This is a genomic window from Acinetobacter pullicarnis, assembly GCF_006352475.1.
Classification (GTDB): domain Bacteria; phylum Pseudomonadota; class Gammaproteobacteria; order Pseudomonadales; family Moraxellaceae; genus Acinetobacter; species Acinetobacter pullicarnis.
Map to the genome: position 1 here is coordinate 2781151 of NZ_VCMZ01000001.1, position 18528 is coordinate 2799678.

The 18528-nt window shown below is 40.2% G+C and carries 23 protein-coding genes; 15 read left to right on the plus strand and 8 right to left on the minus strand.

Features of this window, described 5'->3' with window-relative positions:
• The first annotated feature begins 62 nt into the window (after positions 1-62).
• The 6 genes from ybgC (at position 63) to pal (ending at position 5301) form a co-directional block, all read left to right on the plus strand.
• Positions 63-470, plus strand: coding sequence for a tol-pal system-associated acyl-CoA thioesterase (gene ybgC / locus FD716_RS12255; protein WP_139852599.1), 408 nt, complete (start codon positions 63-65; stop codon positions 468-470).
• 23 nt (positions 471-493) lie between these two features.
• Positions 494-1192 (plus strand): protein TolQ, encoded by a 699-nt coding sequence (gene tolQ / locus FD716_RS12260; RefSeq protein ID WP_139852600.1) that lies wholly within the window; start codon positions 494-496, stop codon positions 1190-1192.
• On the plus strand, positions 1192-1641 hold the full coding sequence (gene tolR, locus FD716_RS12265) for a protein TolR (RefSeq protein ID WP_139852601.1): 450 nt from the start codon (positions 1192-1194) through the stop codon (positions 1639-1641). The genes tolQ and tolR overlap by 1 nt, the downstream gene beginning before the upstream one ends.
• A gap of 3 nt (positions 1642-1644) precedes the next feature.
• Positions 1645-3024 (plus strand): cell envelope integrity protein TolA, encoded by a 1380-nt coding sequence (tolA, locus tag FD716_RS12270; protein ID WP_139852602.1) that lies wholly within the window; start codon positions 1645-1647, stop codon positions 3022-3024.
• 368 nt (positions 3025-3392) lie between these two features.
• Positions 3393-4676: a Tol-Pal system beta propeller repeat protein TolB gene (gene tolB / locus FD716_RS12275; protein WP_139852603.1), complete on the plus strand. Its 1284-nt coding sequence runs from the start codon at positions 3393-3395 to the stop codon at positions 4674-4676.
• A gap of 52 nt (positions 4677-4728) precedes the next feature.
• Positions 4729-5301, plus strand: coding sequence for a peptidoglycan-associated lipoprotein Pal (gene pal, locus FD716_RS12280; protein WP_139852604.1), 573 nt, complete (start codon positions 4729-4731; stop codon positions 5299-5301).
• A 94-nt stretch (positions 5302-5395) separates the two neighbouring features.
• Here the strand turns inward: pal and FD716_RS12285 are convergent, their stop codons facing one another.
• Positions 5396-5575: an NF038105 family protein gene (locus FD716_RS12285; protein ID WP_139852605.1), complete on the minus strand. Its 180-nt coding sequence runs from the start codon at positions 5573-5575 to the stop codon at positions 5396-5398.
• 175 nt (positions 5576-5750) lie between these two features.
• Between FD716_RS12285 and FD716_RS12290 the strand changes: the two genes are divergently transcribed.
• The 6 genes from FD716_RS12290 to FD716_RS12315 all read left to right on the plus strand — a co-directional run bounded on the left by FD716_RS12290 (position 5751) and on the right by FD716_RS12315 (position 10787).
• The gene (locus FD716_RS12290) at positions 5751-6725 is read left to right on the plus strand and encodes a class 1 fructose-bisphosphatase (protein WP_139852606.1); all 975 of its coding nucleotides are present in this window, start codon (positions 5751-5753) and stop codon (positions 6723-6725) included.
• 49 nt (positions 6726-6774) lie between these two features.
• On the plus strand, positions 6775-7551 hold the full coding sequence (locus FD716_RS12295) for a TrmH family RNA methyltransferase (RefSeq protein WP_139852607.1): 777 nt from the start codon (positions 6775-6777) through the stop codon (positions 7549-7551).
• A gap of 158 nt (positions 7552-7709) precedes the next feature.
• Complete coding sequence (locus FD716_RS12300; protein ID WP_171477099.1) at positions 7710-8330, plus strand: RNA polymerase sigma factor; 621 nt, start codon at positions 7710-7712, stop codon at positions 8328-8330.
• A complete protein-coding gene (locus tag FD716_RS12305; protein WP_139852609.1) occupies positions 8320-8643 on the plus strand; it encodes a hypothetical protein in 324 nt (107 codons plus the stop codon). Before FD716_RS12300 ends, FD716_RS12305 begins: the two co-directional genes overlap by 11 nt.
• Positions 8633-9034 (plus strand): DUF3106 domain-containing protein, encoded by a 402-nt coding sequence (locus FD716_RS12310; protein WP_139852610.1) that lies wholly within the window; start codon positions 8633-8635, stop codon positions 9032-9034. The genes FD716_RS12305 and FD716_RS12310 overlap by 11 nt, the downstream gene beginning before the upstream one ends.
• A 202-nt stretch (positions 9035-9236) precedes the next feature.
• Positions 9237-10787: a DUF4139 domain-containing protein gene (locus FD716_RS12315; protein WP_228714948.1), complete on the plus strand. Its 1551-nt coding sequence runs from the start codon at positions 9237-9239 to the stop codon at positions 10785-10787.
• 168 nt (positions 10788-10955) lie between these two features.
• On the opposite strand, the gene rnk is transcribed toward FD716_RS12315, so the two are convergent.
• Both rnk and glyA read right to left on the minus strand, forming a co-directional pair.
• On the minus strand, positions 10956-11360 hold the full coding sequence (gene rnk / locus FD716_RS12320) for a nucleoside diphosphate kinase regulator (RefSeq protein ID WP_139852612.1): 405 nt from the start codon (positions 11358-11360) through the stop codon (positions 10956-10958).
• A 192-nt stretch (positions 11361-11552) separates the two neighbouring features.
• The gene (glyA, locus tag FD716_RS12325) at positions 11553-12803 is read right to left on the minus strand and encodes a serine hydroxymethyltransferase (protein WP_139852613.1); all 1251 of its coding nucleotides are present in this window, start codon (positions 12801-12803) and stop codon (positions 11553-11555) included.
• 346 nt (positions 12804-13149) lie between these two features.
• Here glyA and FD716_RS12330 point away from each other — a divergent pair, with 346 nt between their 5' ends.
• Positions 13150-13851 (plus strand): exonuclease domain-containing protein, encoded by a 702-nt coding sequence (locus tag FD716_RS12330; RefSeq protein ID WP_139852614.1) that lies wholly within the window; start codon positions 13150-13152, stop codon positions 13849-13851.
• A 137-nt stretch (positions 13852-13988) separates the two neighbouring features.
• Positions 13989-15079, plus strand: a protein-coding gene (locus FD716_RS12335) for an IS4-like element ISAba1 family transposase (protein ID WP_088631513.1) whose coding sequence is annotated in 2 segments (ribosomal slippage) — positions 13989-14529 and positions 14529-15079 — 1092 coding nt in all. Because the reading frame shifts where the segments join, the coding sequence is not laid out codon by codon here.
• A gap of 291 nt (positions 15080-15370) precedes the next feature.
• On the opposite strand, the gene FD716_RS12340 is transcribed toward FD716_RS12335, so the two are convergent.
• From FD716_RS12340 to FD716_RS12360, 5 genes are all read right to left on the minus strand, one after another.
• Positions 15371-15628, minus strand: a complete 258-nt coding sequence (locus tag FD716_RS12340; protein WP_139852615.1) for a hypothetical protein — start codon at positions 15626-15628, stop codon at positions 15371-15373.
• Positions 15629-15732: 104 nt separating this feature from the next.
• Positions 15733-15927, minus strand: a complete 195-nt coding sequence (locus FD716_RS12345) for a hypothetical protein (RefSeq protein WP_139852616.1) — start codon at positions 15925-15927, stop codon at positions 15733-15735.
• A 162-nt stretch (positions 15928-16089) separates the two neighbouring features.
• Positions 16090-16344: a putative hemolysin gene (locus FD716_RS12350; RefSeq protein ID WP_139852617.1), complete on the minus strand. Its 255-nt coding sequence runs from the start codon at positions 16342-16344 to the stop codon at positions 16090-16092.
• 189 nt (positions 16345-16533) lie between these two features.
• Entirely contained in the window at positions 16534-16731 is a 198-nt protein-coding gene (locus FD716_RS12355; RefSeq protein ID WP_139852618.1) for a hypothetical protein, read from the minus strand.
• A 258-nt stretch (positions 16732-16989) separates the two neighbouring features.
• Entirely contained in the window at positions 16990-17373 is a 384-nt protein-coding gene (locus tag FD716_RS12360) for a hypothetical protein (protein ID WP_139852619.1), read from the minus strand.
• 301 nt (positions 17374-17674) lie between these two features.
• On the opposite strand from FD716_RS12360, the gene FD716_RS12365 reads away from it, so the two are divergent.
• The gene (locus tag FD716_RS12365; RefSeq protein ID WP_139852620.1) at positions 17675-18409 is read left to right on the plus strand and encodes a DUF1266 domain-containing protein; all 735 of its coding nucleotides are present in this window, start codon (positions 17675-17677) and stop codon (positions 18407-18409) included.
• Positions 18410-18528 lie beyond the last annotated feature (119 nt).

Consider the following 18528-nt stretch of genomic DNA (forward strand, 5'->3'; position numbering starts at 1 on the left):
CTTCACACTATGCTGTAAGCGGTTTAGCACATCATCTTATTTATAAGGGACACTCGATTCACATGGCCAATCATTTCGAATTCCAAATTCGCGTTTATATTGAAGATACAGATGCAGGTGGTATTGTTTATCACGCCAATCACATTCGTTTTATGGAACGCGCACGTACCGAATGGCTCCGCGCTTCTGGAATCGATCATTATTGGCATCAAAAAGATTATCACTTTGTAGTACATAAGATTTCTTTGAAATATAAGCGTGCTATCCTGATGGACGATCTCATTACTGTGACGGCGAGCGTCGTTTCTTGTAAATCTACATCATTTGTATTGCAACAGAATATTTATCGTGGTGAAATCATGCTTGCTTCTGGCGAGGTAGAGTTGGCATGTATCAGTACAGCAATGAAACCGCTCAGACTTCCAAACCAAATTCGTGAGCTAATTCAAAAGGAATTGGCCCATGCATAAAAATATGATTGGCACATGTACCTATGGCAACACAAATCGAATCTTCACTGCACATCTCTGATCTAATCTTACAAGCGAGCCCCGTGGTTCAAGCGGTCATGCTAATTTTAGTACTCGCGTCCCTATTCAGTTGGTACGTGATTGCTAAACTGCATATGCGCTATAAAAAAGCCCGTCAAGGCGATGAGCATTTTCAAAAAGTCTTTTGGTCTGGTGCAGAGTTGAATACCTTATTCAACAATGCGCAGGTCAATTCTAAACGCGAAGGTTTAGAAGATATTTTCTATCATGGTTTAGGTGAATTCCTCAAACTGAAAAAACGCCATGCCGAAACCAATTCAATGATTGCTGGTACTGAACGTATCTTAGGCGTTGGACTCAGCCGAGACCAAGGCCATCTTGAAAGTGGTCTGAATGTATTGGCCAGTATCGGTTCAGTTGCACCTTATATTGGTTTATTTGGTACGGTTTGGGGCATTATGAATGCCTTTATTGGTCTGGCTCAAGTTGAGCAAGTGACTTTAGCAACCGTTGCACCAGGTATTGCCGAAGCGTTAATTGCAACTGCCATTGGTTTATTCGCTGCAATTCCTGCAGTGTTAGCATTTAACCATTACACCTCAAAAGGCGAAGAGATCTATTCAGATCGCGCTTTATTCGCTGAAGAAATGATGGCACTCCTGCAACGTCAATCTGTGGATACGACACAGGAAGCTGAATAATGGCAATTCAACGTTCTAGTCGTTTCAAACGCATCAAAAAACCACTGCAAAGTGATATGAATGTCGTGCCTTATATTGACGTCATGTTGGTGCTGCTGGTGATTTTTATGGTCACCGCACCGATGATCACATCAGGGGTTAAAGTCGATCTTCCTCAAGCCAACAACAATCCGATTGTGAGCGAAGATACGCCTGCAATGGTGACGTTAAATGCCGAAGGAAAAATTCTTTTAGAATATAAAGATCATAAGCAAGAAGAACTCTCCCTTGAGCAGTTAAAAGAGATTTTAAGTGCAGCACAAACAGAGGCACAAGAAAATAAAACTCAATTAACTGTACTCATCAATGGTGACCAAACTCGAGCCTACGGTGATGTAATGGGGCTCATGGCGACATTACAAGATGCAGGATTGACTCAAGTTGGATTACTGACCGAGCCGATTAAGTAAGTTATGAAAGATTCTAAGCAACCACCTTCTAAAGAAAAAATCATCGCACTCGGGTTTACCGTTGCGGTGCATGTGGTGGCCATTACGGGTTTACTTTTTTTGGGTCTAAGTAAAGTTCCTGAACCACCAAAACCCATTAAGACGATTCTCATTAAACCCGAAGATATTCCACTGCCAGAACCCAAGCCAGTAGAAGTAACCGATGCGCCTGAAACTGCACAGGAAAATGTCGCAGCGCCACAGCCAAGCGGCCCTTCCCCTGCTGAACGACAAGCAGTTGCTGCGGCAAAAGCATTGCAGCTCAAACATCAAGCTGAACAAAATGCCAATGCCCAAGCCGCTGCCAAAGCCAAACAACAAGCGGAGGCTGCTGAAAAAGCCCATCAAGCGGCCTTAGAAAAAGCACGCCAAGCCAATACCGCGGCTGAACGTGCCAAAGCCCAAGCACTGGTAAAACAACAGCAACAAGCAGCTGAAAAAGCAAGAAAAGAAGCACAACAACGCGCACAAGCCGAAGCAACCGCGAAAGCCAATGCTGAAGCTGCGGCAAAAGCAAAAGCCATAGCGGTTGAAAAGGTCCGTAATGCGCAAATTGCACGCGACAAAGCCAATGCCGATAAACTTGCGCGTGATAAAGCTGCACGTGACAAAGCTGCTGCTGATAAAGCAAATGCTGACAAACTTGCGCGCGATAAAGCTGCACGTGACAAGGCTGCTGCTGATAAAGCCAATGCCGACAAACTTGCGCGTGATAAAGCTGCCCGTGACAAGGCTGCTGCTGATAAAGCCAATGCTGACAAACTTGCACGTGATAAAGCTGCCCGTGACAAGGCTGCTGCAGATAAAGCCAATGCTGACAAACTTGCGCGTGATAAAACTGCACGTGACAAGGCTGCCGCTGATAAAGCCAATGCTGACAAACTTGCGCGCGATAAAGCTGCACGTGACAAGGCTGCTGCTGATAAAGCCGCTCGAGATAAAGCTGCCCGTGATAAGGCTGCTGCTGATAAAGCCGCGCGTGACAAAGCTGCTCGTGACAAAGCTGCTCGTGATAAAGCCATTAATGATGAACTTGAAGGTGCAAGTAAAACCACCAACACGCAGAATGCGAAAAGAACGGCTTCAAATTCTGTTGGTGCGTTTAAAAGTAAAGTCAAATCTTCTTGGAATCCACCTCTTGGCAAGACTGGAGAAAAGGCCACAGTTAGTGTTGTCTTAAATGAAAACGGCTCAATTGCCAGTGTCAATGTCATTGCATCTGACCCCAATGTAAAAGCCAGTGCTGAAAAAGCAGTTCGTGCTGCGGCACCCTATCCAATGCCTGCAGATCCTGAGGCAAGGAAACTAGCGCGATCTTTTAAAACTGTACTCACTGTGCAATAAACAGAATATCCCTGCCCTGCGCAGGGATTTTTTATTGTTCATCACAAGTGATACTGCCCCTTATTAATTTTTAAATACTGTTAAAAACATCACTGCAAACCTCACCGTTAAATAATGTGAAACTTGCAGTAATAATCAATCTCATCTATTTGAATCTTGTCTCCCGATGCTCACGGCAGCTTTGACAATCGGCTTGGCTACCAAAAAAAGCATGACACATGCTATTCACTAGATTATGATCATTTTAATTTTAATTTATTGATTCATTTTTTATTCATCATTGCGTGCTTTATATAGCTTAGAATCATGCGGTTATGCTAGAAAATGAACGTAACTGAACAAACAATATATTGAGTATATGACGACCAATGAAAATTATGACTAGACATCTTCTCGGTTTGGCCATAGTGGCAGCGCTTAGCCCTGCACTCGTGACCACCGCTTCCGCACAGCTTTACTTTGAAATTGCCAAAGCGCCAGAACAAGCGCCAAAAATTGCCATCATTCCGTTCAGTAATGATCGTGCGTTTTACCCGATTATTGAAAATGACTTAAATCGCTCAGGACGTTTTAGCAGTGCTTCAACCAATTTGCCTGCAACAGCGACACTTAACAATGTCAATGCAGCAGAATGGAAAGCCGCAGGCGTTCCCTATGTGGTGCTTGGTGAGGTAAAACCAACAGCAGATGGCTCCTATGTGATCCATTACCAACTGTATGATGTCGAAAAACAAAGCTATTTATTAAATGAACAGTTGACCGTTCCTGCTTCGCGTGTACGTTCAGCCTCACATATGATCAGTGACACCATCTATCAAGCACTCACTGGGATTAAAGGTGACTTTACGGGGCGTATTGCTTATGTATTGCGTAATCAGGCAACCCCTGCGCAGCGCTATACCTTACAAATTGCTGATACTGATGGCGAACAACCCAAAACCGTACTGAGCTCGCGTGATCCAATTTTATCGCCAGCATGGACACCGGATGCCAAAAAAATCGCCTATGTGTCTTTTGAAACCAAACGACCTGCCATTTATTTGCAAGACTTGGCAACAGGACAACGTGAAGTCTTGGCTAAATTTGTCGGTTTAAATGGTGCGCCAAGTTTTTCACCAGATGGGCAAACCATGCTGTTCACCGCATCGATGCATGGCAATCCTGAAATTTACCAGATGGATTTAAATACCCGTCAAGTCACCCGTATGACCAATGACAGCGCGATTGATACCGAAGCGCGTTATGCCCCAGATGGTAAATCCTTTATTTTCACCTCAGATCGTGGTGGCTCTGCACAGATCTATCGCTATACATTTAACGATAGCTCAGTCAAACGCCTAACCTTTAGAGGCGCATTTAATGCCCGTGGCGCACTCAGCGCTGATGGCAAATATGTCGCTTTGGTACACCGCCCTGCGGGCAGTAATTACAAAGTTGCGATTCAAGAAATCTCAACTGGCATTACCAATATTTTAACCCCAACCAGTTTAGATGAATCACCAAGTTTCTCACCGAATGGTCAAATGGTAGTTTACGCAACACGCGAAGGCAACCGCGGTTTACTTGCGATTATGTCTACAGACGGGCGCTTCCGTATGAATTTGCCAAGTGAACAAGGCGAAGTCCGCGAACCGGCTTGGGCACCGAAATAACGCCTCTACACCGACTTCCTCACACTGACTCATTATGTTCATGGAGAACAGCATGCAATCGATTAAATATTTAGCTTTTCCTTTACTTGCACTCAGTCTGGTTATGACTGGCTGTGCAAGTCGTAAACCGGCTGTCGATATTACTTCAGGCACCACAACACCAACCGAAGCGATCACGGTCAATACTACGGGCTTAAGTGAAGATGCAGCGCTCAGTGCACAAAGTCTTGCGGGTGCGTCTTCTAAAGGTGTGACCGAAGCCAATAAAGCATTTTTAGCCAAACGTGTTGTACATTTTGACTATGACAGCAGCGACCTTTCAAATGATGACTACCGCACGCTACAAGCACATGCACAGTTCCTCATGGCCAATGCGAACTCTAAAATTGCATTAACTGGTCATACAGATGAACGTGGTACGCGTGAATACAATATGGCACTTGGCGAACGTCGTGCAAAAGCGGTACAAAGCTACCTAATCACCAATGGCGTAAATCCAGGTCAACTTGAAGCCGTCAGTTATGGTAAAGAAATGCCAGTTAATCTGGGTCATAACGAAGCTGCATGGAAAGAAAACCGTCGCGTAGAATTGAACTATGAAGCAGTCCCACCACTTTTAAAATAAGCAATACGCAAGAAGTCGATTGACGTGTCAATACACAGCAATCTATCAAAAAAAGCGCTCATTTAAGATGGGCGCTTTTTTATTAAAAAACAGATTATTCTTGCTCTGGCGGTTTGACTTGCATTGACTCAATCATGTCATGTTTGTTGAATGTTTTATACTCAGGTTTATCTGCGTAATCTTTCCAAGCATTCTTGACACTTTCGCTACTAATATCTTGAAGATCAATCGCTTCGGTAGATGATGGCATCGCATCAAAGGTTTTGGTTGTCATGGGCATACTCCTTGTACTTTGACACCGCTTTAATCAACATAGCAGGTTCTAACTGAGTTGCAAGTTTAAAATAAGCACAAATAACGGGTATTGTTTCTATTTTAGTGCGAACTCATCTAAAATAGCCGGCATTATTGATTTACCCCTTTTTTTCGGTTCTTGGAGCAATCTCGCTATGGCTTATCGTACACTTTCCCAATATTTAGCATTACAACAAGGGAATTTAACACCTGCGTTGGCTGATGTTATCAACACGATCGCCGACACTTGTAAAACGATTGATCAAGCCCTTCAAAGCGGTGCGCTCGCTGGCATTCTTGGCAGTGCTGAGCATGAAAATGTTCAAGGTGAAACTCAGAAAAAACTGGATATCATTTCCAATGACTATCTGATTGATGCATTAAAAGTTCATCAACACGTGGGTGGCTTGGCTTCTGAAGAACTTGATGAGTTCACCCCTGCACAAGCAAATGGCGAATATTTGGTTTTGTTCGATCCATTAGATGGCTCAAGCAATATCGACATCAATATGTGTGTCGGTACAATTTTCTCTATTCTGCCTGCAAAAAATGCAGTGACACAAGCTGAAGACTTCCTTCAAGCAGGTACGGAACAGGTTGCTGCTGGCTACGTGCTTTATGGTCCATCAACCATGTTGGTTTTGACCGTTGGTACTGGCGTGGTTGCATTCACGCTCGATCCAAAAACGCAAGAATACTTCCTCACCACTGAAAATATTCAAGTGGCTGCGGATACTCAAGAGTTTGCAATTAATGCCTCAAATCAACGTCACTGGGAAGCACCAGTTCAACGTTATATCGAAGAGCTACAACTGGGTAAAACTGCAGGACGTGGCAAAGATTTTAATATGCGTTGGGTGGCTTGTATGGTTGGTGATATTCACCGTATTTTATGTCGTAGCGGTATTTTCCTCTATCCTTATGACCGCAAAGATCCAAGCAAAGCAGGCCGCTTACGTTTAATGTATGAAGCCAATCCAATGAGCATGCTGATCGAGCAAGCTGGCGGAGCGTCAACCACTGGACGTGTTCGTATTTTAGATATTCAACCGACTGAATTGCATCAACGTGTGCCTGTCGTGATTGGCTCTAAAAATGAAGTTGATTTAGTCACCCAATACCACCTTTAATCTACAATGGAAGTCAGTGTTTAAGCTGACTTCCTTGGACCTGTGTACGATGTCTATTATCTTTTTAGAATCTAAAGAAAACCCCAAAATCAAGCACCTACGTGGCTTAATTCAACAAGCCAGCTATCGTAAAAAGCAAGGACAAACCATCCTTGAGGGTAACCACTTATGCGAAGCATGGATCGCGCAAGGTCATAAGCTCAATTCAATTTTTAGTACAGAAGCAGCGTTACAGCACCCTGATCTACAAAAATTAATTGATCTCGACAGTTGCCATATCTTTGTAATCAGTGAAGTACTCTATCGTGATTTAAGCCCATTGACCAATACTGTAGCTTGTCTCGCGATTATTGATTTACCGCAATCACGACACAGCTTAGATTTTACTCAAGACACACTTATTCTTGAAAATATTCAAGATCCAGGCAATGTCGGAACTTTACTTCGCTCCGCTGCTGCGGCCGGTTTTGATCAAATTGTCGCAACCCAAGGCACTGCTGCCCTCTGGTCACCACGCGTACTACGTGCTGGTATGGGTGCACACTTTTCATTGCATACCTATGAAAACATTAAACTTGATCAAATTCTAGATCAGTTTAAGATTCCTGTGTATGCCACCAGCTCGCATCAAGCTTCAAGTTTATATAGCAAAGATCTTAAAGCGCAGTGTGTTTTGATTTTGGGCAATGAAGGCCAAGGGGTTTCTGAATTTGCTTTGCAACACGCACAAGCGATTTCAATTCCGCAACCCGGTGGACAAGAATCACTCAATGTCGCAATTGCTGGCTCTATCTGTTTATTTGAAATGGTTCGACAACGGGTTTAATTGGTTAAATTATTTAATTTACCCTCAAAGTTTCATCAAAATCATTTACACTGTTTAAAATATTTGTTCACGATGTCAACCGAATCCGATATTTAAGCGTTAATTGAGTTAACGAATTAAAAATCGGTGGGCACCCAATGTCGGGACTTTCCATCTCTATGGATTTAGCACCTAAACAGTCACAGTCTGAAAGCAGCAGTACTCAACAGAGTACCGCTGAACAACGTCTTAAGTTTTTTATGCAAGACGTGACTGGTCGTGCCCTCGTGATGATGGAAAGCGCAACCCAAGGACATCATGGCATTGCGATGGATTTGGTGCAGGAAGCCTTTATTTCCCTGCACAAAGCCTATGCCGAAAAAGATACAGACGAATGGTATCCGTTGTTTTACACCATCCTCACCAATAAACTACAAGATTGGCGCCGCAAAGAAGCCCGACGTGCCTCGCCCTTTTCCTTATTCCGTAAATTAAATTTAGATTCAGACGACGAAGATGCTTTAGACATCATTGATGAATCAACCCCAAATCCATTAGCATTTTTAGATCAGGCAGTCACCGTTGAAGAAATTCAAGCGGCAATCGCAAAACTACCTGTTCGCCAACAACAAGCCTTTATGTTACGTGCTTGGGAAGGTTTTGATACGCAGACCACCGCTCAAATCATGAGTTGTAGTGAGGGAAGCGTGAAAACCCATTATCACCGTGCCATAAAAGCCCTAAGAACAACGCTATCTCATTTAGATCCATTTATGAGAGGTACACCGAATGAAGAATGATCTTTTCAACCAACAAGTCACCAAAAAGCTAGATACGCTTGCTCATGAGCATCGCAATAAAGCCGTAGTGATGGAAAAAGTACTTACTGAAATTGGAAATAAACCAAGATCCTATCTTGGTCTTTGGAAAATGACAGGTTTTGCGGTCACCGCAGCAATTATGGGCGTCATGGTTGTCCCGAACGTCATGCAGCTCAACAGTAAGCCCTATACCCAACAAGCGATTACCACACCAAAACTTTCCCCTCAAATGGTCGAAGATTTGGAAATGCTTTCTGTTTTTGCTGAGGATAAAACGTCACATGGCAGCTAAACGTTTTATATTGGCATGTTGTGCATTGAGTTTCTTACAAACCAGCTTTGCTGGTTTTGACCGCTTTTGGATTTTCTCAAAAAATCCCAATACGCAGATTGAAGCATGGGACACTTTGTCAGAAGATGAACAACGTGCCCTAATTAAACGCTACCAAAATTTAAAAGAAATTCCAGAAACCCAAAGCGTTTCCCTGCAACAGCGGATGGATTGGTTCACCCAACTTCCAGAACAAGAAAAACAAAAAATGCGGGAAGCTTGGCAACAAATGAGCAGTGATGAACGTCACACCATGCGCAAAAAACTCGACAAAGCGACCACTGCTGAACAGCGCGCTGAAATTCGAGGACAATACCTCCAAAAATATCTCAGCAATACCGACCCTAAATAACTTAAGTACTCGATAACTTAAATGACCAATCACTTAAATCTAAAACGAAGAAGATGCGATTAAACCCCGAAGCTTGTACAGCCTAATTGTTCAGCCTTAGTTTTCCCATTAAATTTAAATAGTTGTAATCAATTTGGTTCTACTATTTATATCTAGTCCGTCATTCATGCATAATGCTTTAAAATGTGACTTGGACGCTCCCGTGAAAATAACATCGACACTTCTTTTTGTTCCACTTTATAGTGCTCTTTCAACCACTGTTTATGCACTCAGCCTAAGTGAAGCCCCCATTCAACAGGTCACTTTATATCCCAATTCAGCAAAAATTGAACGAAGTATTCCGGTCAAAGCTGGTGAACACTTGGTGACTTTAGACGGACTTCCTGCAAATTTTGATATATCACAATTGCAATATCAAACCTCAAATATCGATGTCAATGCAGTATCACATCAAGATAGCGCATTAAATAAACCCGCTGGGCAAGAATCACATCAACTCAAAAATGAAATTAAACTGCTCGAAACACAGATTTCAGCACAACGTGCCATTATTCAAGCAGCTGAATTGCAAAATAAATTTTTAACCAACCTAACCACTGGATCAGGCACAAAAGTTCGCAATCAAGCCTATGATGCATTTATCGCGATAGATGCTGCTACTCAGCAAAAAAAAGAATTAGAACAACGTCATAGAGAACTACAGCAAGATTTAAATGCAATTGGGGATCACCAATTTAATCAACGTAGTCTAAAATTCTACGTTCAAGCAGCACAGAAAGGCGAAATTAAAATCAGCTATATCGTCCCCTATGCACGTTGGCAACCGATCTATAAAGCGGAACTAAACAGCGCTCAAAAACAAATTACCCTCACCCGCATGGCCATGCTTTCACAAAAAACCGGTGAAGATTGGAACAACGTCAAATTAGTTTTATCAACTGCTCAGCCACAAGGCCAAGTGAGACAAGTTACACCAGAACCTTGGTCAGTTAACTACTATGAGCCGACACCCATTATTCGTCCTGCACCCGTGCCAATGGCGGCCTATGCAATGACCAAAGAAAGAAAATCAATAGAAATGGATAACACCGTTGAAGTTGAAGCTGCTGCACCACAATTCCCTGAATTTGAAGCCAATGAACTCAACTACAGCGCTGAATTTCGTACAGATACCAAGACCTCACTGGCCAGCAGTCAGCAACAAATATATCTTCCTTTAAAAACAGAGCAATTTCCTGTCGCACTGTCTGTTTGGGTGATTCCAAGACAGTCTCCTCAAGCCACGATTAATGCTGAACTTTCCACACTCGACAACAACTGGCCATCAGGTATGGTCAAGTTATATCGTGATGGTGACTATATTGGACAACGTGCTTGGAACAATAGCCCAGATGAAAAACTCAACATGAATTTTGGAGTCGATGAGCAGATTCAGGTCAAGGTTGTTGATCTAGTAGACAAAAAAAATATGATGGGCAAAACTCAAGCGGAGACTTTGCAAAAACAGCAGTACGTCATCCAAAACCTGCATAACTATCCGGTTCAAGTCAGCCTCTTTGATGCTGTGCCACAAAGTCGTCAAAGCCAATTGAGCACGCAAAGCAGCTATAGCATCAAACCATCAACAACGACCTGGCAAGGCCAACCGAATATTAACCAATGGATCATTGCTTTAGCACCACAGCAGAAGTTTCAACTTCAACTCGAGCATCTGTTTAAATATCCAAGTAAAGGGCATACTTCTGGTTTTTAAGGCTCAGCGATAGAAATCACAGAATGCCGAAAAATATGACGCTAGCCAACTTAGTCATATGCAAATCCTAGCCACAAAAAAAGCAGCTCGATTTCCAATAGAGCTGCTTTTTTAATACTTTTAACGCGCTTGATCACTTGGCTAATTGCATCATACTGTGTGCAGCCATTATAAAAAGTCGCCTTCTCTTTCTGGCTGGAAAACAACTTTTTCAATTTTCACTTTCATCATATGTCCATCAGGCTGTGGCCATTCAATTTCTTGACCTTCTGCCAAACCTAAAATTGCAGCACCAACAGGGGCAACAATATTAACCTGTCCTTTTTCACCACGGAAATCATGCGGATAAACCAAGGTAATTTCAGTCGCTTCAGTCGCAGGCGCAATTTGAATCATCACTTTTGCATTCATGCTGACCACATTCGATGGAATGTCTTTCGGTTCAACGACTTGTGCACGTGCCAATTCATCTTCCAAATGTTGCATTGTAGGCGTCAATTTAGCCTGATGCTCTAACATTGTTTCCAAACGCTGTAAATCTTGTGATGAAATAATAATACTTGGTTTAGCCATCTTAGCGACTCCTTAAAACTCGAAATTTCACAGGCCATATTGCCCTGAATAACATCGTCATATTTGAATTAACGTATGAATTATTTATAACAGATTACAACAAAAGCAGTCGTTAAATTTAAAACTACTTTTTTTACTTTTAACGCTTTATAAAAAAAGCCCCCTTGAGGGGGGCTTTCTCAAGTTTTTCAATTATGCATAAACAGGGAATTTAGCGCAGACCGCTTCAGCTTTCACTTTAACTGCATCGATTACCGCTTGGTCACCTTTGCTATCTAGAATATCAGCAATCCAACCTGCCAATTCACGAACTTCCGCTTCAGCAAAACCACGTGTGGTCACAGCAGGCGTACCGATACGAATACCAGAAGTCACAAATGGTGAGCGTGGATCATTTGGTACAGAGTTTTTATTCACGGTAATATTCGCAGCACCTAACCATGCATCTGCTTCTTTACCGGTCACATCTTGTTTAATCAACGACAACAGGAATAGGTGGTTTTCAGTACCGCCAGAAACGATATCATAACCACGTGCAATCAATACTTCAGCCATTGCTTGAGCATTTTTAACAACTTGTTGTTGATAAACTTTATATTCAGGAGTCATTGCTTCTTTAAAGCAAATCGCTTTTGCAGCAATCGCATGAACCAAAGGACCACCTTGGTTGCCTGGGAATACTGCAGATTGTAATTTTTTCTCAATCTCTTCGTTTGCTTTAGCTAAAATTAGACCAGAGCGTGGACCACGAAGTGTTTTATGCGTTGTGGTTGTGGTTACGTCAGCAATGTTTACTGGGCTTGGGTAAACACCCGCAGCAACTAAACCAGCAACGTGTGCCATATCAACAAACAAGTAAGCGCCAACTTTATCCGCGATATCACGGAAACGTTGCCAATCGATGATTTGACTATAAGCAGAGAAACCAGCAACGATCATACGTGGTTTATGTTCTAAAGCCAAACGCTCAACTTCTTCATAATCAATTTCGCCAGTCTCAGTATTTAAACCGTACTGAATTGCATTATATGTTTTACCTGAAAAGCTAACTTTAGCACCGTGTGTCAAGTGACCACCATGCGCCAAGCTCATACCTAAAACGGTGTCGCCTGGGTTAAGCAATGCAAGGTAAACTGCAGCGTTTGCTTGTGAACCCGCATGCGGTTGAACGTTTGCATAGTCTGCACCAAACAATTCTTTTGCACGATCAATTGCAAGTTGCTCAATCACGTCAACATATTCACAGCCGCCATAATAGCGTTTACCTGGGTAACCTTCTGCATATTTGTTGGTAAGCTTCGATCCTTGTGCTTCCATCACCGCTGGAGAACAGTAGTTTTCAGATGCGATTAACTCAATATGCGCTTCTTGACGCGCATCTTCAGCAGTGATTGCTTGAGCTAGTTCTGGGTCAAATTCAGAAATAGAAATATTGGCAAACATTAGCGAAATCCTAATTAAAAAAGGCTGTGAAGCCGTGCTCAGATTGGCGCACATTGTACCATGAAGTTTGCCATTATACAGAATGAACTTTGATCATTATTAAATTAAAATTATTCATCTATATAAGTGATTTAAAAACAAATTAACCCAATAGTTTTATTAAATATTTCTATATTTTCGCAGCTTATTTATACTAACTTACTTTAAAATGTACTTTATTATCCCAATCATTGGTAAAAGCTGATTTGTTCGCCTATTCACTATACAGCTCCAATCAACTCTTGGTTTGTATGATCGAATCAGATCAGGTAAATTAAAAAACAGACCTCCACTTAGGTATATTGATATGCAGGCTATTATTCTCGACACAGAAACGCATAGCTTAAATGGCTTACCGATTGAAATTGCCTATGCCCCAATTGAGATTCATCACGCTCAATTAAGCTTAGATCGCCAGCAGATGTTTGATCAGCTTTATAGTATTGGTGATGAGAAAATCTCTTTTGGCTCAATGGCTGTACATCATATTTTAGAATCTGATCTAATCGGCAAACCAAGCTACCGTGAGTTTCAACTTCCTGCAGACACACGCTATATCATTGGTCACAATATTGACTACGATATTCGTGCAATTCAACAATGTGGTGTTAATACTGATCATATTAAAGCAATCTGTACCCTCGCTTTGGCCCGTGCCGTTTGGCCAGATGTTGAAGCCCACAATATCTCTGCTCTCATCTACCAAATCAGTCAAGGCAGTGAAAAAGCCCGCAGTATGCTCAAAGGCGCACATCGTGCCGATGCTGATATTATTTTAACTGCCAATATTTTGATGCATATCGTACATCACTTAAATATTCAAAATATTGAAGAACTTTATACAGCTTCCGAGGAGGCTCGTATTCCGAAAAGCATTACCTTTGGCAAACATCGGGGAACAGCAATTAAAGATCTCCCAGGTGATTATGTGCAATGGCTATTACGCCAAGAAGATTTGGATCCTTATCTACGTAAAGCCCTAGAAAATAAAAACCTGATTAGCAGCTAATTTTAACAATCAGCAAATTACTTGCTAAGCTAAAGTCTAATAGATGCATTTTCTTTTATATTGTTTCTCTGTACACGACAAAAATAGATAACTCATTGAAATAATGTCATAATAATTGTTTTCTAACGACGAATACTATGACACATCTCAATGAGTTATATCTTATCTTAAACAAATATCTAAAATGGAACAAGTCACATTTAAAGTGCTTTGCGCTCATCATGCTTGTGATTATTTTAAAGCAAACATGTAATCTTTCTTCTGCATCTAAAGCCTTGCCCATCAAGTGCTTACCACAATCATTTTATCGACGTATGCAGCGCTTCTTTGCAGGTCAGTATTTTGATTATCGTCAAATTTCTCAGTTGATTTTCAATATGTTTTCATTCGACCAAGTGCAACTGACTTTAGATAGAACCAATTGGAAATGGGGAAAACGAAATATTAATATCCTGATGCTCGCAATCGTTTATCGTGGAATAGCGATACCTATCCTTTGGACATTGCTTAATAAACGTGGAAATTCAGATACGAAAGAGCGTATTGCTTTGATTCAACGCTTTATAGCCATTTTTGGTAAAGACCGTATTGTGAATGTGTTCGCAGACAGAGAGTTTATCGGTGAGCAGTGGTTTACATGGTTAATTGAACAAGACATCAACTTCTGCATTCGTGTTAAAAAAACTTCATTGTCACCAATCATTTAGGAAAGAATCATAAAATTAGTGATTTATTTCGCCATCTTAAAGTTGGTCAAATTGAATGTCGTAAACGACGGATTTTGGTTGGTCGGGTGAAACTATATATAAGTGCACTACAGTTAGAAAATGGAGAGCTTTTACTCGTCGTTTCTCCTCAGTTTAATGCCAATGCTATTCAGGATTATGCATTACGCTGGGAAATTGAAACCTTATTCAGTTGTCTCAAAGGACGCGGGTTTAATCTTGAAAATACGCGCTTGACAGACCCTAGACGAGTGAAAAAATTGATTGCGGTGTTAGCTATAAGCTTCTGTTGGTGTTACTTAACGGGTGAATGGCAACATGATCAAAAAAAAGTGATAAAAATAAAGAAGCATGGACGACTCTCAATGAGTTTATTTCGCTATGGTTTAGACTATGTTCAAATGGCGATTCAGCGTTTAATTGGTTTTGGGAAAAAAGAAGAGTTTAAGGAAATTTTGGCAATTTTAAGAAGGCAGAACCCTGATAGGATAAGGGTTCTGTGAAATTTGTCGTGTACAGAGATATTGTTTAATGAAACTTCATTTAGTTACTTCGGTAACAATTTAACCCACTTCGGTGGGTTTTTTTTATATCCAAACTTATATTTCATTTAAATCTGGCCTCCCCCACTACTTATTGTTCAATAATATTCATCAAATCCGTTATTTTTTAAATTCGGTTTATCTTTTTTCAGTACCCGTACTTGGTTTTTTATTTAGATTTTTTAAATTTTACATAAAAAGCCCATTCACAAAATGGGCTTTATCAATTCAACTTGCCTCTTTATTTTCAGATTAAGAAGGCTTATCGATTGCATTAATCGCTTCAGTTTCAGCAGGTGACTGTTCTGTAGCAGGTGCAGACTCTACTGCTGGTTGATCAGCACTCATCTCAGGTGCTGGTGCGGATTGCTCAACAGTTTCCGGTGCTGCATTTGCATGACTTGCAGCTTGGCTTTCTACATTTTGAGCTGCATCTTTTTTACCACATGCCGCAAGCAGCAATGCAGAAGAAGCCAAGGCAATCACACACAGCGATTTAATGTTTAACATTTTCTACCCCAATAATCATGATTTAATAAATTCAAGCAATAAAATTTTATCCTGTTTATATGAAGCTTAGATGACGGTATAAATCTGTTCACAACAGATGAGAATTATATTGAAAGTACATTAATAAACTTTTGAATGATTTGATCTGGTGATTGCCATTGCGGCCAATGCGCAACATCATCCAGTGCTAGCAGCTTGGGATGATCTATTAATCGACAATACTGCTGCGTCATATATATGCCAGCGTTTGGGGCATTTTTTCGATTGATCAAGAACATTGGAATAACTGTGTTTTGCATTACTCCAACCAAACGATCTCTAGCTTTAAACTGCTCTAGAATGGATTTATTGAATTTGAACAACACCTTACACCCAGACTTATATTCTAATCATCCTTTATCATTGCTTTTAAAATAAAAACCATCCGAAGATGGTTTGTATTTCAATTTCATTGGAAATTATTATTGAGGCTGATTGCTTCGCATAAACTCCCACTCTTCAACCACCTGCCCATTTGGAAGATAACAATAACCAGACTGACCACCTTCAGCATCAGTTTTAATTTTTAATTCTCCACCTTGATCGACACAATATTGACTCGCAGGATTTGCCATATTGATTTTCATTGAGTTAGCTTCTGTTTTATTTGCAATATTTGAACAGGCTGTCAATCCAGTTGCAGTAACAGCCAATAGAATATAAATAATTTTTTTCATCTGATTCAACAGCTAAATTTTAAAAATAAAATATATCAAAAAATAAGTCTAGAGATTGTCTATGCAACAAAAAGCACCTAAACAAACATACTCGTAATACTTTATTTTAAATTGGCTTTGACAAATAAAAAGCCCATCTGACGATGGGCTCCACTTTCACTAAACGCTTATTTTAGCCAATGACTGTGATTAAACTGACTCTTCAAGTTCTGCATCTTTTGCCAAGACTACAGAAGCCAAAATAGGAACTGCAAGAATAATTGGCATTGCAAAAATCCACATGACAACGGTTATTGCTGGCGTAGAGAACAATTGAATACAAAGTGCAGCGAGTATCAAAATTAGTAAAAGAACACCTGCAAAGCGAATTATAAATTTTGTCGACATATTTTTACTCACATTAAGTTTCTAATCAAATATTCAAGTATATATCTTATACTCTCTTTTACTCAGATCGCAAAGTTAAGTGACTATTCATTCTAAATTTAATAGACCGCTTTCATAAATCTTTTCATTACACCGAATACGAGAAAGACAAAGCGTATTTTCATATTTATGAAAGGGCCTATTAATAACATTATTGAGCTTTGTATGTTCTAGATTTTAGGTAACTTTATTTTAATAAGACTTATTATCAACTTAAAGTTATTCAGCAACCCGTTTGATACTAAAGTCATTTATATAATATTCTTTCTGAGTCTGAATATTACACAAAACTATCCCTTCAATAATGACACGCTCACCTTGAAATACAGCAACATCAGAATGATTTAAAGCTATTCTTTTCTGTGTAATTTCACCACAAACGGCCCCTTTAAAAAACACTGGCTTATCTAGCCTTAAAACATGCGCTTTAAGCTCGGCCTCTGTATTTTCCGCACTTGAAAGACCTTTACCCACTGTTCCAGTAAAGACCATAGGCTTTCCACGCTCTGGAATAAACGCGAATCTTTCGTTATCTGGAAGTGACATGCCAAAGCTAGAAATCACCCCTGAAAAAAGCAAACTAAATATTGATATGTCTTCCATAATTAAACACTGTTAGAGATTAAGTTATTGTCAAAACATGCACGCCCTTTTTCTTAAAAATGCAGTTGCACGTCTAAAACACTTAAGGGTAATCGTGACAAGATCTGATAAAATTTATTATATACAGCTTAAACGCTCGACATACCTAGTATTAAAAATAACGCACGGTAAATTCTATTAATTTAATTATCTAAAGAAGTATTTCATTTTTTATTCATGATAAAGTGCCGTTGATTTTTTGCTCTACCATAAAAAATCTCTATTTTCAGACACATCAACATCATCATAGAAAGGGGAATAAATGAACACGAATATTTATTTGATCATCGGTGGAATCGCCTGCGTATTCATTGTTTACATGGTTGTCTTAAGTACAATCATGAAAAAAAGAAAGCAAAAAAGTTTTGATGACTTCAAGCTCAACAATGTTGAAAAACCATTAACCAAGCAACAAGAAAAGAGATTGGCCTTGGGTGCGATTCTTTTTTATTATCGTGGAGAAAAGATTTTAAAATTTTATCCAGACGATATAGATTTGAGCCAGTTTAAACATGAATTAGCTCAACAATGGGAGATTAGCAATGCGGAGGAAGCCAAAGAGGCATTAAAAAATCTACTTGAATTGCAACGAAGTCAGCAAATTGATGCGTTATTACAGCAACCGTCTGAAGATTTAAGTAAAATCCAAAAGCAAATAGCCAAAGCGTTAAAAATAGATCTTTCCTTGGTTCTACAAACACAATCTACCTACGCATGGGATATTTGTCGTGCCGTTTCATTGGCTAAATGGTGCTTTTGGAGTGGTTATTTATCCGAAAGCGAGGCATGGACGATTATAGAGCTAGCAGAAAAAATAGCTTCAGAACATGGGACAAACTGGACCGATTACACTGTCTCTTTCCTACTTGGAAGAACCATTCAAGGATATGATTTAGAAGAATTAATTATCGAGACCACACAGTTATTGCATAGTAAAAATCCATCTTTACGTAAAATACAAGATATTGATATTTATCAAAGATATTCTTTTGTATAAGTGATCTATCGTTCTGGAAAATCTTCGAAATATTCTCCTCCGTCGCTCAGTATTTAATTTATCTAAAATGAATACCATACAGGTTATACCAATCACGGTATGACTCTCAAGCAAGGTTA